General features: G+C 66.7%; 11 protein-coding genes and 1 tRNA gene. 6 read left to right on the top strand and 6 right to left on the bottom strand.

The window, feature by feature from the left end; all coding sequences use genetic code 11:
* Window positions 1-15: 15 nt before the first annotated feature.
* Both mfd and JIM94_RS07150 read right to left on the bottom strand, forming a co-directional pair.
* A complete protein-coding gene (gene mfd, locus JIM94_RS07155; protein ID WP_200252127.1) occupies window positions 16-3669 on the bottom strand; it encodes a transcription-repair coupling factor in 3654 nt (1217 codons plus the stop codon).
* 104 nt (window positions 3670-3773) lie between these two features.
* A complete protein-coding gene (locus tag JIM94_RS07150) occupies window positions 3774-4424 on the bottom strand; it encodes a TetR/AcrR family transcriptional regulator (protein WP_200251112.1) in 651 nt (216 codons plus the stop codon).
* Window positions 4425-4510: 86 nt separating this feature from the next.
* Between JIM94_RS07150 and JIM94_RS07145 the strand changes: the two genes are divergently transcribed.
* The 5 genes from JIM94_RS07145 to pth all read left to right on the top strand — a co-directional run bounded on the left by JIM94_RS07145 (window position 4511) and on the right by pth (window position 8932).
* Window positions 4511-4582: transfer RNA gene (locus JIM94_RS07145), tRNA-Gln, on the top strand.
* A gap of 179 nt (window positions 4583-4761) precedes the next feature.
* A complete protein-coding gene (gene glmU / locus JIM94_RS07140; protein WP_200251110.1) occupies window positions 4762-6261 on the top strand; it encodes a bifunctional UDP-N-acetylglucosamine diphosphorylase/glucosamine-1-phosphate N-acetyltransferase GlmU in 1500 nt (499 codons plus the stop codon).
* A gap of 2 nt (window positions 6262-6263) precedes the next feature.
* Window positions 6264-7241, top strand: a complete 978-nt coding sequence (locus JIM94_RS07135; protein ID WP_200251108.1) for a ribose-phosphate diphosphokinase — start codon at window positions 6264-6266, stop codon at window positions 7239-7241.
* A 269-nt stretch (window positions 7242-7510) separates the two neighbouring features.
* Window positions 7511-8161 (top strand): 50S ribosomal protein L25/general stress protein Ctc, encoded by a 651-nt coding sequence (locus JIM94_RS07130; protein WP_418904446.1) that lies wholly within the window; start codon window positions 7511-7513, stop codon window positions 8159-8161.
* Between the two features lie 135 nt (window positions 8162-8296).
* Window positions 8297-8932, top strand: a complete 636-nt coding sequence (gene pth, locus JIM94_RS07125) for an aminoacyl-tRNA hydrolase (RefSeq protein ID WP_200251104.1) — start codon at window positions 8297-8299, stop codon at window positions 8930-8932.
* Between the two features lie 77 nt (window positions 8933-9009).
* On the opposite strand, the gene JIM94_RS07120 is transcribed toward pth, so the two are convergent.
* From JIM94_RS07120 to JIM94_RS07105, 4 genes are all read right to left on the bottom strand, one after another.
* Window positions 9010-9495 carry a hypothetical protein gene (locus tag JIM94_RS07120; RefSeq protein WP_200251102.1) on the bottom strand — a complete coding sequence of 162 codons (486 nt, stop codon included), beginning with the start codon at window positions 9493-9495 and terminating at the stop codon, window positions 9010-9012.
* A complete protein-coding gene (locus tag JIM94_RS07115) occupies window positions 9492-10616 on the bottom strand; it encodes a S8 family serine peptidase (protein WP_200251100.1) in 1125 nt (374 codons plus the stop codon). Before JIM94_RS07115 ends, JIM94_RS07120 begins: the two co-directional genes overlap by 4 nt.
* 519 nt (window positions 10617-11135) lie before the next feature.
* Window positions 11136-11312 carry a hypothetical protein gene (locus JIM94_RS07110; protein WP_200252201.1) on the bottom strand — a complete coding sequence of 59 codons (177 nt, stop codon included), beginning with the start codon at window positions 11310-11312 and terminating at the stop codon, window positions 11136-11138.
* A gap of 133 nt (window positions 11313-11445) precedes the next feature.
* Complete coding sequence (locus JIM94_RS07105; RefSeq protein ID WP_200251097.1) at window positions 11446-12897, bottom strand: glyceraldehyde-3-phosphate dehydrogenase; 1452 nt, start codon at window positions 12895-12897, stop codon at window positions 11446-11448.
* 494 nt (window positions 12898-13391) lie between these two features.
* Between JIM94_RS07105 and JIM94_RS07100 the strand changes: the two genes are divergently transcribed.
* The gene (locus JIM94_RS07100; protein WP_200251094.1) at window positions 13392-15755 is read left to right on the top strand and encodes an HtaA domain-containing protein; all 2364 of its coding nucleotides are present in this window, start codon (window positions 13392-13394) and stop codon (window positions 15753-15755) included.
* Window positions 15756-15764: the final 9 nt, after the last annotated feature.

Raw genomic sequence — 15764 nt, 5'->3', positions numbered from 1 at the left:
TCCTAGCGACGCGGGTCATCCCCCGATCGAGATGACCCCGGGCTTCCGTCCGCCTTTTTCCGCCTTCCCACCGGTGACGTCCAGGGCGGGGACGTCGAACATCGCGGTGAGGAAGTCCGCGCACCACTGGATGAGGGCGACGTCGCGCAACTGCGGATCGGTGACCTTCCTGCCCGCCTTCGGGAAACTCAGCTGGATGGCCTTCGCCGCCGCCCGGTAGTTCGACCCCGCGTAGAGACGTTTCAGCCGGACCTGCTTGGAGTCCGGCAGGTCAACCGGGTGCACCTTGATCCTGGTGCCCTGCACCCCGATGTCGGTGATTCCCGCGGCGCGGCACCGGTGCCTCAGCCGCGCGACGGACAGCAGCCGCTCGACCTCGACGGGAACGGGCCCGTAGCGGTCCTCCATCTCCTCCACCGCGAGCCGCAGGTCCGTCTCTGACTGGGACTGGGCGAGCTTCCGGTAGACCTCGAGGCGCAGCCGCTCGGAGTTGATGTAGCTCTCCGGGATGTGTGCGTCGACGGGGAGGTCGACCCGGATCTCCTTCGGGGTCTTGTCCGTCGCGTCCAACGGTTTCCCGTCGGCGATGGCGCGGTACATCTCGACGGCCTCACCGACCAGCCGGACGTACAGGTCGAACCCGACGCCCGCGATGTGCCCGGACTGTTCCGCCCCCAGCACGTTGCCCGCGCCGCGCATCTCCAGGTCCTTCATGGCGACGGCCATACCTGCACCGAGGTCGTTGTTCTGCGCGATCGTCGCCAGCCGGTCGTAGGAGGTCTCCGTGAGCATCTGGCCCTTCGGGTACAGGAAGTAGGCGTAACCCCGTTCCCGGGAGCGTCCCACCCGGCCGCGCAGCTGGTGCAGCTGACTCAGACCCATGTGGTGGGCGTTCTCGACGATGAGGGTGTTGGCGTTGGCGATGTCGAGGCCGGTTTCGACGATGGTGGTGCACACCAGTACGTCGTACTCACGGTTCCAGAACCCCTGGACCGTCTGTTCGAGCTGTTCCTCGCCCATCTGTCCGTGGGCGACGACGACCCTGGCCTCGGGGATGAGTTCACGGAGCTGGGCGGCCCGCTTGTCGATGGTCTTGACCTTGTTGTGCACGTAGAAGACCTGGCCGTCGCGCAGCAGCTCCCGGCGGATCGCCGCGCCGATCTGCTTGTCCTCCTGCGCGCCGACGTAGGTGAGCACCGGATGCCGGTCCTCGGGAGGGGTGAGGATCGTCGACATCTCCCGGATGCCGGCCATCGACATCTCCAGGGTGCGCGGGATCGGGGTCGCCGACATCGTCAGGACGTCGACGTGGGTGCGCAGGGCCTTGATGTGCTCCTTGTGCTCCACGCCGAAACGCTGTTCCTCGTCCACGATGACGAGGCCGAGGTTCTTCCAGTGCACCCCGGTCTGGAGCAGCCGGTGGGTACCGATGACGATGTCGATCGTCCCGTCCTTCAGCCCCCGGAGGACCCGCTTCGAGTCGGCCCCGGAGGTGAACCGGGACAGTCCCTCGATGGTGACCGGGAAACCGTCCATCCGTTCGGCGAAGGTCGCCAGGTGCTGCTGGGCGAGCAGTGTCGTGGGGACGAGGACCGCGACCTGCCGGCCATCCTGCACCGCCTTGAACGCCGCCCTCACCGCGACCTCCGTCTTGCCGTAGCCGACGTCACCGACGACGACACGGTCCATGGGCACGGGCTTCTCCATGTCCTCCTTGACCGCGTCGATGGCGAGCATCTGGTCCTCGGTCTCGACGTAGGGGAAGTTGTCCTCCATCTCCCGCTGCCAGGGACTGTCCGGCGCGAACGGGTGCCCCGGGGACCCCTGCCGCTTCGCGTACAGCTCGATGAGTTCGCCGGCGATCTCCCGGACGGCGGACCGGGCCTTCTTCTTCGTGTTCTTCCAGTCCGAACCGCCCATCTTCGACAGGGCCGGTTTCTCCCCGCCGACGTAGCGGGACAGCAGGTCGAGGGCGTCCATCGGGACATAGAGCTGGTCACCGGGTCCACCCCGCCGTGACGGCGCGTACTCGATGACGAGATACTCCCGGCGCGACGTCCCGTCGCCCGTGGTGATGGTCCGTTCGGTCATCTCGACGAAACGGCCGATGCCGTGGGATTCGTGGACGACGAGATCACCGGGTTTCAGGGCCAGCGGGTCGACCTTGTGGCGGCGTTTCGCGGGCCGGCGTTTGGCACCCGCGATGTCGCCGACGCGGTTGCCGGTCAGATCGGTCTCGGTGATGACGACCAGCGGCAGGGCCGCGGCGTCCTTCAGTTTACGGACCCTGGGGAACACGAGCCCGGCGTGGCTCAGTGCCCGGTAGAGCGTGATCTCACCGGGGGACGGTTCCCACCCCGGTGTCGCCACGTGGACGGGGATTCCCTTCTCCCGGAACCTCTCGGTCATCCGTTTGACCGGCCCGGCGCCCGGGGCGATGAACGCGGCACGGCCACCCGCCCGGGTGTGCTCCAGGAGCAGCGCCATCATGGCGTCGATCTCCCCCAGATCCCCGCGCGGGGTCGGGCCGGGATCGAAACCGAGCGGGAGTGTCTCGGATTCGGTGGCGTCCCCGAGCATCCCGTCGGGTCCGAAGGTCCACCACGGTGAGCCGACGGTGCGGGCCGAGACCTCGAGTGATTCCCAGGAACGGTAGGACCCGGCGGACAGGTCGATGCCCTCCGCCGCGACCGGCCCGGTCGCCCCCATGGCGGCGGCTTCCCAACCAGCGGCGAGGAACTCGTCGTCGGTGGTGATCAGGTCATCGATGCGGGTGCGGATCTTCTCCGGTGCACAGGCGAGGACGTGGGTGCCCTCGGGCATCAGTTCCGGGAGGCTGACCAGGGGGGTGTCGGTGAGCACCGGGATCAGGGCCTCCATGCCGTCGGCGGGCTGCCCCTCCCCCAGTGCGGTGAGCAGTTCGACCAGGGTGGCGTTGCCGGGGTGGCTGACCGCGAGTTTCCGGGCCCGGTCGGACACCGCGTCGTCGACGAGCAGCTCGCGGCAGGGGTAGATCTCCACCTCCCCGACCTCGAGTTCGGAGATGGTGCGCTGGTCGGCGACGGAGAACTGGCGGACGTCGGTGATCTCGTCGCCCCAGAACTCCACGCGCACCGGGTAGTTCAGGGTGGTGGGGAAGATGTCGATGATGCCGCCACGGGTGGCGAACTCACCCCGCCGCGCGACCATGTCCACGTGCCGGTACGCCCGACCGACCAGTTCCCGCACCAGGGAGTCGAAGTCGTACTCGCGTTCCTCGGCGAGGATCACCGGATCACGGCCGGGAGCGGTCTCGAGCACCGGTTGGCAGAATCCACGCGCGGCGGTCACGATGACCCGGAGGCGTCCAGCGGCCAGATCGTGCAGGACCTTCGCCCGACGCCCGACGGTGTCCACCCCGGGACTCAGACGCTCGTGGGGCAGGGTCTCCCAGGAAGGGAACCACGCGACCTTCTCCCCCAGCATCGCACCGAGTTCGGCGGAGAGATCCTCCGCCTCCCGTCCGGTGGCGGTGACGACCAGCAGCGGTGCATGGTGCGCGAGAGCGCCGATCATCCAGGGGCGGACCTGGTCGATTCCCGTCACGTGGAGTCGCGGGGCACCGACCTGCCCGATCAGTCCCTTGAGCTTCGGATCGGTGGCCGCGACCTTCAGCAGGCCTGCGAGCACGGGGGTCGACGCGGAGGGTTTCTCGGGCAAGGTGGCTCCTGATCTGACGTTTCCGGGGGCCGTCGGACCCCGGTGATGATGATTGTGGTGATGGGCGTCTCGGATCAACCGACCACGGTGTCTCCCGGGGCCGTCGGATTCTCCGGGACACCCGCCGCCCGTAGCGTGGGCGCCGCCTCCATTCCCGCCAGTCCGTTCCAGCAGAGATTGACGATGTGCGCCGCGACCTCCTCCTTCGGGGGCTCGCGGACGTCCAGCCACCACTGGGCGGTCGTCGACACCATACCCACCAGCGCCTGACCGTACAGCACCGCGTAGTCGGGATTGAGCCCCGACCTGGTGAACGCGTGGGCGAGAATGTGCGCGACCTGCCCCACCGCGTCATTGAGCATCGTGGAGTAACTGCGCTCCGCGCCGGGGGTCAGGTCCCGGACGAGGATCTGGAAGCCGTCGGTGTGTTCCTCCACGTAACTGAAGAGCGCGAGCACCACCCGCTCGATGCGTTCCCGGGATCTACCCGTGGACAGCGATCCGGTGATCAGTGCCTCGAGGCGCAGCATCTCCCGGTCCACGACCACGGCGTACAGCCCTTCCTTTCCCCCGAAATGCTCGTAGACGACCGGTTTGGACACCCCCGCCCTGGCGGCGATCTCCTCGACGCTGGTTGCCTCGAATCCGCGTTCAGCGAACACTTCCCGGCCGACGTTGATCAACTGCTCACGACGTTGCTTACCGGTCATCCGCTGTCTCACCATGCCGACGATCCTACCGCCTGACCCGAATCGAAAACCCGCCGTCCCATGCGGTAGAGTCTCAAGCGCCGTGAACGTTTCGACGGCGTTTCCCCGTGGTGTAATTGGCAACACTCTGGTTTTTGGTACCAGCTTTCCAGGTTCGAGTCCTGGCGGGGAAGCTCTTCTTTTTTTTCCGGGGGTGTCGGGGCGGCACCAGGGGCCGGGGCCCACCCGCGACGGGTGGAACCGCAGGTGTGACGGGGCACCCGCCACCCGGACACCGGAACACTGCGGGAGGGTCCGGTAGCGTGGAGCGGAGAACTGTAGCTTCCACCCGCTTCCCCATGATCGGAGACCCATGACAGAGACCTCCTCTGACAATGTGGCCGTCATCATTCTCGCCGCCGGAGCCGGCACCAGGATGAAGTCCGCCACCCCGAAGATGCTGCACCGCGTCGCCGGACGCACGATGCTCGCCCACGCCCTGCACGCGGCTGCCGGGTTGAAACCGGCCAACGTCATCACGGTGGTCGGACACCAGCGCGACAAGGTGATTCCGGCGGTGTCGGAGGAGGTTCCCGTCCTCGAGGCGGCCTACGGCACCACATCCGTCGGGATCGCCCACCAGGAGGAGCAGAACGGCACCGGGCACGCCGTCGCCTGCGGCCTGGAGGAGCTCTTCCCCGACTTCGCGGGCACCGTCGTGGTCACCACCTCCGATGTCCCGATGATCAACTCGGAAACCCTGCGCGCCCTCGTCGAGGAGCACAACACCAAGCCGCGGGCCGCGGTCACCGTCCTCACCGCGACCCTCGACGATCCGACGGGGTACGGCAGAATCGTGCGCACCCCGGACGGGGAGGTCACCCGGATCGTCGAGCAGAAGGACGCCACCGAGGACGAGCTCGAGATCACCGAGATCAATTCGGGTGTCTACGCCTTCGACGCGGAACTTCTCCGTACCGCCGTCACGCAGCTCGACACCGACAACGCACAGGGCGAGTTCTACCTCACCGACGTCATCGGCATCGCCCGGGACAACGACCGGTCCGTGCGGGGACACCGCCTGGACGACGCCGCCATCATCGCAGGCGTCAACGACCGGGTGCAGCTCGCCACCATCGGCGCCGAGTTCAACCGCCGCCTGTGCGAGGCGGCGATGCGCGGCGGGGCGACCATCGTCGATCCCGCATCCACGTTCATCGACGTGGACGTGCGTATCGGCCGTGACGTCGTCATCGAACCGGGTACCCAGCTCCGTGGACACACCGTCATCGGCGACGACTGCACCATCGGCCCCGACACGACGTTGACCGACATGGTCGTCGGCGACGGTGCCTCCGTCATCCGCACCCACGGATCGGAGTCCACGATCGGACCGCGCGCCACCGTCGGCCCGTTCACGTTCATCCGGCCGGGAACCTCCCTCGGTGAGGAGGGCAAGCTCGGTGGTTTCGTGGAGACGAAGAAGGCGACGATCGGCCGCGGTTCCAAGATCCCGCACCTCACCTATGTGGGGGACGCGACCATCGGCGAGGAGTCGAACATCGGCGCGTCGAGTGTCTTCGTCAACTATGACGGGGTCAACAAACACCACACCACGATCGGCGACCATGTCCGCACCGGCAGTGACACGATGTTCATCGCACCGGTGACCGTGGGTGACGGGGCCTATTCCGGGGCGGGTACAGTGATCAAGGATGACGTCCCGCCCGGGGCACTGGCCGTCTCCGGCGGCCGTCAGCGCAACATCGAAGGTTGGGTGCAGCGCCGCAGGCCCGGTACTCCGGCGGCCGACGCCGCCGAACGCGCAGCAGCGCAGCTCAGCGTCAACAATCAGGAAGGCGAAGCAGAATAGACATGTCTGCCCAGTGGATCGACAACCAGAAGAACCTCATGCTGTTCAGCGGGCGGGGAAACCCGGCGCTCGGTGAGGCGGTGGCCCGGGAGCTCGGGGTCAAGCTGACCCCGACGACGGCGCGTGACTTCGCCAACGGCGAGATTTTCGTCCGCTTCGAGGAGTCCGTCCGCGGATGTGACGCCTTCGTGCTTCAGTCCCACACCCAGCCGCTCAACAAGTGGCTGATGGAGCAGCTCATCATGATCGACGCGCTCAAGCGTGGTTCCGCGAAGCGGATCACCGCGATCCTGCCGTTCTACCCCTACGCCCGCCAGGACAAGAAGCACCGTGGCCGTGAGCCGATCTCCGCGCGTCTCGTCGCGGACATGCTCAAAACCGCCGGCGCCGACCGCATCGTGTCCGTGGATCTGCACACCGACCAGATCCAGGGGTTCTTCGACGGCCCGGTCGACCACATGCACGCCATGCCGATCCTGACCGAGCACATCAAGAAGAACTACAGCCTGGAGAACATCTGTGTCGTCTCCCCGGACGCGGGGCGCGTGAAGGTCGCCGAGAAGTGGGCCAACACCCTCGGTGGCGCACCGATGGCCTTCGTCCACAAGACCCGCAGCGTCGACGTCGCCAACCAGGTCACCGCGAACCGTGTCGTCGGTGACGTCGCGGGCCGCACCTGCGTGCTCCTCGATGACATGATCGACACCGGTGGAACGATCTCCGGTGCCGTCGGGGTGCTGCGTGAGGCCGGTGCCGGTGACGTCATCATCGCCACCACGCACGGTGTGTTCTCCGGTCCCGCCCGCGAGCGGCTGTCCCGCTGCGGCGCCCGTGAGGTCATCGCCACCGACACCCTGCCACAGAACACCGACGGGTGGGACAACCTCACGGTTCTGTCCATCGCCCCGCTGCTGGCCAAGACGATCCACGAGATCTTCGAGAACGGCTCGGTGACGACCCTCTTCGAGGGCCAGGCCTGATCCATCTCCCACGCCCCCGGAACCGCCGCGCATTGTGCCCGGTTCCGGGGGCGTGGTACTGTCAGCGGAGTCTCGGCGAGGGCCGATCCACCGGATCAGCCGTTATCGACGCGATGTGACGCATGAAGCGCCCCCTCCCTCCGTACGCGGAAGGACGGACAGCCTGCGATGACTCGACGAGAAGCCGGGTTTCGCGGGCTTTTGTTGTGTCTGCGGCCCGGGACCACACATAACTGTCCAACCAACGCATCAGGAGAAACACCATGGCCATCAACAAGGCTATCCCGCTCGAGGCGACCCCCCGTACCGAGTTCGGCAAGGGCGCCGCCCGCCGTGCCCGCCGTGACGGTCTGATCCCCGTCGTGATCTACAGCAAGACGATCGACGCGCCGCTGCACGTCACCGTCGACCGCCTCGACTTCACCGCGATCATCCGCAACAACGGCGTCAACGCCGTCGTCGACGTCGACATCGAGGGCGAGAAGCAGCTCGCCATGGTCAAGCACCTCGACCAGAACGTCCTGACCTTCAACATCGATCACGTCGATCTCCTCGCCATCTCCCGTGGCGAGAAGGTCGAGGTCGAGGTCCCGGTCGTCTACACCGGTGAGCCCGCACCGGGTGCCATGGTCATCCAGGACGCCGACGTCCTCGCCGTCGAGGCTCCCGTCCTCTCCATTCCGGAAGAGTTCGAGATCAACATCGAGGGCCTGGAGATCGGCACCCAGATCTCCGCCGCCGACGTCAAGCTGGACGAGGACATCACCCTGGTCTCCGATCCCGAGATGCTGATCATCAACATCCTCGAGCCCGAGGAAGAGGAACTGCCCGAGCCCGGTGAAGAGGGCGAAGGCGACGCCGAGGGCGAGTCCGTCGAGGCCACCGAGGAGGGCCCGACCAACGACAGCGACAGCGAGTAACGTCCCTGTCCGGGAGTTCCCGACCGGGGACTCCCCGCAGAACCGCACCCGCCCCGGGATTCCGCCGAGCATTCGCCCGGACGGTCTCCCGGGGCGGGTGTCTCTTTTCCCGCACCTTCAGTACCGTGTGCGACAATGTTCGGCGTGAGTTCATCTGACGTCACCTCCCGGAACACCGCCGCCGTCACCACCGGCCCACTTCTCGTCGTCGGTCTGGGCAACCCCGGCCCGAAATACGCCGCCACCCGCCACAATGTCGGGTTCATGGTCGTTGACGAGCTCGCCGAACGGGCGCTGCCCGCGCCCGCGAATTTCAGTGTGCACAAGCGCTCGAACGCGGAGATCGCTCAGATCCGGATCGGTGGGCGCCCGGTGATCCTGGCGAAACCCCGTAGTTTCATGAACCTGTCCGGAGGTCCGGTGAAGGCGCTCGCGGGCTACTTCGGTGTCGCACCGGGAGACATCGTCGTCATACATGATGAGCTGGACCTGGAGCCGGGGATCGTCCGTCTCAAGATCGGTGGCGGGGAGAACGGCCACAACGGACTGAAGTCCACCAGTAAATCCCTGGGAACGAGGGACTACATCCGGGTCCGCATGGGCATCGGTCGTCCCCCGGGGCGGATGGATCCCGCGGACTACGTGCTGCGTCCCATCCCCCAGTCGCAGTGCGCGGACCTCGCGGTCCAGTGTGCGGAAGCGGCGGACGGTGTGGAACTGATCGCGACGTCCGGGCTCGTCATCGCGCAGAACACGATCCACTCCCGGTGACGGGGTGACGACCGCGGGCGGTTCCCACCACCCACGGACTCCGCCATTCCCCGTCCGTCCCGGTCATCCGGGTCCCGTCAGCGTACGGTGTCCCCGGACGGAGCCGACCCGGTGTCCGGTTCGACGTGGGTGATCCCCTGTTCCGCGTACAGCTCGGTGGTGAATCGGGCGAGTTGTCCGGGGTCCAGCCCGCCGTCCACGGTCACGACCACGGACAGTTCACCGGTGTGGTCGACGGTCCTGGTGTCCGTCCCCGCCGAGGTGACACCGGCACGGTGTGCGGCGTCCGTGATGATCGTGTCCCGCAGGTGCGTGTTCCCGGTGGCCGGTGACTCCGGGGAGAAGTAGACGACGACTCCCCTTGCTTCACCGGTGTCGCGTGGCGCCGGTCGGTGGGTGGCGGTGAGGATCGGCGCATCGGTGGTTCCTGTTGCCGGTGACGTGCCCGCGGGTGTGCAGGCGGCCGTGCACACGAGCACCGTTCCCGCGATCAGAGCCGTCGGTGATCTCCGGTGCGTCGTCGTCACTGTCGTGTCCCTCCCCCATCCGTGTCTCTCGGTCACCGCCGGAATCCCCCGAGGCCGTAGTAGCTCAGCCAGTACAGCGTCCGGAGCCAGTCCATGTAGCTGACCCGACGGTCCGGATCGGGTGTGGGCCGGGTCCCGTCGTCGCCGGGTTCACGATCGGAGTCGTCCCGGGGATCATCGGCGGGGGCGGACACGGGTTCCGGTTCCACCGGAGCCGGAGCACCCGGTGCGGACTCCACCGGTTCCGGTTCCACCGGGTCCGTGTCCCCGGTCGGCTCGTCGACGGGGATGTCACCGGGGTCGGTGTCCCGGGGTGAACGGTTTTCCCCGGCACCGACCGCTGCGGCGGCGTCGATCAGACCGGCTCCGCAGCCTGCCCAGCAGTTGCGGGTGAGCGGTCGGGCGGTGTCGGTGATCCGCGTCCTGATCTGGTCGGGGGTCAGCCCGGGTTCCGCGTGGTGCAGCAGTGCCGCGACCCCGGAGACCAGCGGGGTGGCCATGGAGGTGCCCTCGTAGTAGGCGTAGGCCGGGGAACCGGGGGTCCTGGTGCCGGTGTTCAGGGTGGACAGGACACCCGCACCGTTGGTCATGTCACCGCCGGGGGCGGTGATGTCGAGGACGTGGCCGTGGTTCGAGTAGCCGGCCAACGAGCCGGATTCGCCCGAGGCCCCGACCGTGATCACGTTGTCGCAATTGGCGGGCTGCACCCGGCTGGCGTCGATGGCGTCGTTACCCGCGGCGACGACGACGGTGACTCCGCGTTCCACGGCGAAGTCGATGGCCCGCTGGTAGGTCCGGGAGCAGCGCCCCTGTCCACCCAGGGAAAGGTTGATGACCGATGCCGGGGTGGTGTTCTCCGGTACCCCGTTGACCCGTCCACCTGCGGACCAGATGATGGCGTCGGCGATGTCGGAGGTCAGTCCGCCGCACTTGCCCAGGGCGCGGACGGGCAGGATCCGCGAGCCGGGGGCGGTCGCCGCCACACCGATGCCGTTGTCCGTGGCGGCACCGATGATGCCCGCGACGTGGGTGCCGTGCCACGAGGAGTCCGCTCCATCCCGGTTGTTGCATTCGCCGGGGAGGAACCAGTCCCCGTTGTCCTGCGGGTCACCGTCCCGGCCGTCGCCGTCCCGGTAGGCGACGATGAACCGGTCCATGCCGTCGGCGTCGGGCGAGACCTCGTCGTGCGGGTCGAGCCGGGTGTTGTCGTCCGGACTGTTGATGACGGTGGGGATGTGGTCGGCGTCGATGTCCTGCGCGACGGCGGGCGAAACGGCGACGAGGATTCCGGAGGCGAGCCCCGGTGCCGACGGTCAGGGCCGCGACGACGGAGCGTCGGCGGACCGTCGGAACCGGGGGTCGTCGGTGAGGAAGCGGAAGCCGACGAGGCGGACTCCAGGTGAAAGGGGCATTGGCAGATGCCTTTCAGGTTGGGTGCAGCAACCGGTCAGTTGATGCAAATGTTTTCTAATTGACACCGCAACGTTACATTTGCCACCGCTCCCCCGACAGGTCACGGACACCCCGCGAAGCCCACGGAGAGCCAACCTGTGAACGTTGTCCCCCGACTTCCGCTGGCCAGCCATCCCAAAGGAATCAACCTGGGAATTCCATGGGACTTTGAACTTCCCCCGGATGAACACCCCGCCACCGGACCGACCCGGCCCCGACCGACGTCAACGGATGCGGGCCTTGGCCCAGACCTTCTCCAACGCGACATCGTCGAGATCGAAGGCACGGGCCTTCTCCAGACGCTTCACCACGACCGGACACAGCTTGCAGCGCTGCCGCGACCGACAGCACTTCTTCTTTCCCCCATTGGCGGCCTTACGCCGCAGCTTCGCCATGTCCACACCCCGAGCCTATTACCGACCGCCCCCCATTGACATCCCACGCTGCCGAATCCGGAGATTCAACACCCCCACACAGGACGAAACCCGCCCGGGACGGACATCCGGGGCGGGCCGTACACGGACACGAGGGCGATCAGAGTTCGTCGAGTTCCCTACGACGCGGGAGGACGACCGGACGTGCGTGCGCGATCTCCTCGACGATCCGGACGACCTGACTGGAGTAACCGAATTCGTTGTCGTACCAGACGTAGAGCACGAGGTGATTGCCCTGCGCGATCGTCGCCAGCCCGTCGACGATACCCGCCTGAGTCGTTCCGACGAAGTCCGTGGACACGACCTCCGGGGAACGGATGTACCCGATCTGCTGCCGCAGCACCGACTTCAGGGACACGTCACGGAGATAGGCGTTCACCTCATCCACGGTGGTCCCCCTGTCCAGGGTGAGGTTCAGCACCGCCATCGACACATCCGGGGTGGGGACACGGATCGCGTTACCCGTGAGTTTTCCCCCGAGTTCCGGCAACGCCTTGGCCACGGCCTTCGCGGCCCCGGTTTCGGTGAGCACCATGTTCAACGTCGCGGCCCGCCCACGCCGCTCACCCTTGTGGAAGTTGTCGATGAGGTTCTGGTCGTTGGTGAAGGAATGGACCGTCTCGACGTGTCCGAAACTCACGCCGAAACGATCATTGACGGCCTTGAGTACGGGGGTGATCGCATTGGTGGTGCAGCTCGCGGCGGACAGGATGCGGTCCCCATCCGTGATATCGGAGTGGTTGATCCCGTAGACGATGTTCTTCAGATCCCCCTTACCCGGTGCGGTCAGCAGAACCCGGGCCACACCCTTCGACTTCAGGTGCTGTTCCAGGCCCGCACGGTCGCGCCACCGCCCGGTGTTGTCCACCACGACGGCGTCGTCGATGCCGTATTCCGTGTAGTCGACGGTCGCCGGATCGGATGAGTAGATCACCTGGATGGGAGTGCCGTTCGCCCAGATGATGTTCTTCTCCCGGTCGATGCTGATGGTGCCGTCGAACTGGCCGTGGACGGAGTCGCGGCGCAGCAGTGAGGCGCGCTTCTCCAGGTCGATGTCGCCGTTCCTCCGGACGACCACGGCCCGGAGCCGTACTCCGAGGCCACGCCCCTCGCGGGCGACGAGGATGCGGGCCAGAAGACGTCCGATGCGCCCGAACCCGTAGAGCACGACGTCGGTCTCGGGGGTCTCCGCCGCAGTGCCGATGACCTCGGACAGCTCCTCCTCGAGGAACCCCCTGAGATCGTCCGACCCGTCCTCCCGGAAGCGGGTGGCGAGACGTCCGATGTCGATGGACGCGGTACCGAGGTCCATCTCGACCAGTTCCCGGACGATGGGGAGCGTCGCGGACAGTGACATCTCCCGTTCGGTTATCCGGCGCGCGAAGCGGTGCGACTTCACGATGTCGATGGCGGTGACATTCTCGAGGAGCCGCCCGTAGATCGAGGTGACCACATTGCGTTCCCGGTGCAGTTTCCCGAGGAGCGGGACCATCTCCTCAGCCAGGGCGAGACGTTCATGGAAATTACGGTGCGTAGCGATCGAATCCGTCATGGAAATACGGTGTCCTCTTTCGGGTCGGGGCGGAACCGGGTTCCGGGAAATCCTTGTCCAGGGGTGAAAAATTCTCCGGCACCCCAAGATAGCAACACCGTGCCAGCCGAAGTTGTGGTTCCACCCCTATTTGATCACCCCCGATGGGGCGGCAGTCGACTGGCCACGGGAACGTTCCCCCCCCTCCCACCACAATCCGGCACCCGTCACACGCACAGATCCGGAGCACCCCCGCAGAGATCACCGGGGGCCGACGACGGGCGACTGGCGACGGGCGACTGTGACCGGAATCACCCCAACCGATAACCGGAGCCCACAGCCCCCGCACACCACCGAGGAACCGCGACCACACCACCGCACTCCGGAACGGGCCGATCTCCGGGCGATTCAGCGCGAACCTTAAGATAAGGTTAGACTCACCTTTACTCTCGGACGTGCGCCGGCCCCGACGGGACCCCGGTACGCGTCCCCACGTTCTCAAGGATGTGCCCCCGGTGAATAATTCACTACGTCGCTTCACGCGCCTGAGCCTGGCCGCCGCCGTCTCCGCGTCGCTCATGATCCCCCTGTCCACCCCGGCGTACGCCGGTGTCGACTCCACGCTGGGCGTCACAGCCCGCGAAGACGTCGACGCGACCCCGTCCGCAGACACCCCCGCACTGTCCTGGGCGATCCGCGACTCCTTCGACAACTATGTCAGCGGTGCCACCAGCGTCATCGACGGCGCACGTCAGGACGGTGAAACCTTCCTGTGGCCCTACCGCTCCTCCACGACCACCCCGGAAGGCGCCGTGAGCGTCCAGTACGGCGGAACCGTCAACTACATGCTCTACTGCAGTGGCGACACCCCGGTGCGCGGCGAATGCCAGCTGGATGTCACCATCGCCGATCCCCGCGTCGTCATCGATCCGGACACCGGCGAGGGAACCCTGTTCGCACTGGTCAACTACGTCCGCTACAGCGACGGATCCTGGTCCGAGGAGAAGGAGGTCCCCTTCGGGAGACTGGACGTCTCCTCCGGCCGCTACAACACCGCTGACGGGGTGACCACCTGGAGGAACATCGGCGCCGAACTCACGGAGGCCGGACAGGACGTCTTCTCCAACTTCTACGACGACAACCCCTACCTGAATTCGCTCACGTTCAGCTACCCCGGTGAATCCGGTGTCCCTCAGTCGCCCGCCGACGGCGACGGCTGGTACCGGCTCGCCGACGCGAGCATCATCGACACCGATCCGGGCACGCGGACCGGAGGGGCCGTCCGTCTGCACGAGATGTCGAACGGCGACCTCCTCTACATCAACCGACCCCCTGAGGGGAGCAACGTGGCGGTCGTGCCGCGTTCCCTCCGGGGCGCGGTGGCGCTGCCACGACTGAACATGCTCAACAGCGCCGAGTCCACGTTCGATCCAGCCACCGACACAATGACCTGGATCGAACCCGCGGCCTCCACCGGTGAATTCACCGTGAAGTCCGCGCACGTGACCCGCGACGGATTCGACGGGGAGAAGACCCTGTTCACGGCGGACGGTGTCCCGACCGCGCTGGCACGCTCCTTCGACGGCAGCCGTACCGCCCTGATCTATCTGGAGAATCCGCCTGCCGGCGCACCCTGGAACTATCTGCGCGGCGCCACATTCGTGGAGATCACCCCGGACGGTGAATCGACGAGCACAGGGCTTCCGGCGACCTCGGACCTCTACCCCGATGTCCTGATCGATGACGAGCACCTGTCGAACGACACCTTCGGGAATCCCTACGGTTTCAGCGACAATGACGGCCTCCGTGCACTCGCCGACGGAACGTACATCTACGTCAACGACTACAACCTCACCGTCACCGGCGGTGAGACCCGTCCGGCGCTCCCCGTTCACATCACCCCGGCCGGTGATGTGAAGGCGTCGCTGATCGAGGCGTTCACACCGGCGAATCCCGTCACCGCGCGCGGTTACAAGGGCGTCGCGACCGACGGTTCACGTATCGCCGTCTACAACGACCGCCAGAACAACAACACCTACGCGTTCATGGACTACACCGACGGTGAATTCACCCTCCTGTACTGGGCCGACAACCCCTACGAGACCCCCGGTCCGTACAGTGCCATCTCATCGGTCGTCTTCGACGCCGACGGCAACGCCATCATCGCCACCGGCCTGAACAAACTCTTCCTCGTCGACCCGAGCAACGGAGACGTCCTCAGGGAATCCACCCTGTCCGGAAAGACGAAGGGGACGAACAGCAACTACCCGGAGCTGATGGTGCGCAGCGGAGAAGAGCTGTTCATCGCCGACCGCCGCGAGGTCGATTACGTCGACTATGCCGGCATCCAGCGCCTGACGCTCCCCGATGAAGCGGGGCAGCACGACGAGAGTATCCGACCGGTCCACATGGGCGGGTCGGCCACGGCTCCGATCGCCGACACGGTGGAGCTCACCTATCCGGAGTCCACGGTGCAGGCCGGCGGGGAAGTAACGCTCACCCCGGTCATCACCGGAGGAACCCCGGACGGGACCGGATTCTCACTGAGGGAACCCGTGGTGGGACTGTCCGTGAACACCTCGACCGGGGCCGTCACCTACACCGCCCCCGCAGACGCCACTGCGGGCACGGTCACGGCGGAGGTCGTCGCCACGTACGCCGATTCCTCCGTCGACACCGCGCCTGTGACCATCACCGTCACCCCCGCAGCGGAGATTCCCGGAGACGGTTCCACCGGGTCTGCGTCCGCTCCACGGATCATCCGCGTCCTGGCACTGTTCGCCGCACTAGCCGGCGGTATCGGATGGCTCATCCACACCGGTGTGTTCGGTCCCCTGCAACAGATGTTCACCGAAGGCCTGGCCCGCTTCACCCGCTGACGCCCCGTT

This window comes from Corynebacterium pygosceleis (assembly GCF_016595275.2).
Classification (GTDB): Bacteria; Actinomycetota; Actinomycetes; order Mycobacteriales; family Mycobacteriaceae; genus Corynebacterium; species Corynebacterium pygosceleis.
Note: the sequence above shows the minus strand (reverse complement) of the source record. Positions and strands in the feature narration are given on the sequence as shown.

Excerpts from the sequence above, each read along its gene's own strand:
- JIM94_RS07135 (WP_200251108.1), top strand. The coding sequence starts at position 6,264 with ATGTCTGCCCAGTGGATCGACAACCAGAAGAACCTCATGCTGTTCAGC.
- glmU (WP_200251110.1), top strand. The coding sequence starts at position 4,762 with ATGACAGAGACCTCCTCTGACAATGTGGCCGTCATCATTCTCGCCGCC.
- pth (WP_200251104.1), top strand. The coding sequence starts at position 8,297 with ATGTTCGGCGTGAGTTCATCTGACGTCACCTCCCGGAACACCGCCGCC.
- JIM94_RS07150 (WP_200251112.1), bottom strand. The coding sequence starts at position 4,424 with ATGGTGAGACAGCGGATGACCGGTAAGCAACGTCGTGAGCAGTTGATC.
- JIM94_RS07105 (WP_200251097.1), bottom strand. The coding sequence starts at position 12,897 with ATGACGGATTCGATCGCTACGCACCGTAATTTCCATGAACGTCTCGCC.
- JIM94_RS07115 (WP_200251100.1), bottom strand. The coding sequence starts at position 10,616 with ATGGACCGGTTCATCGTCGCCTACCGGGACGGCGACGGCCGGGACGGT.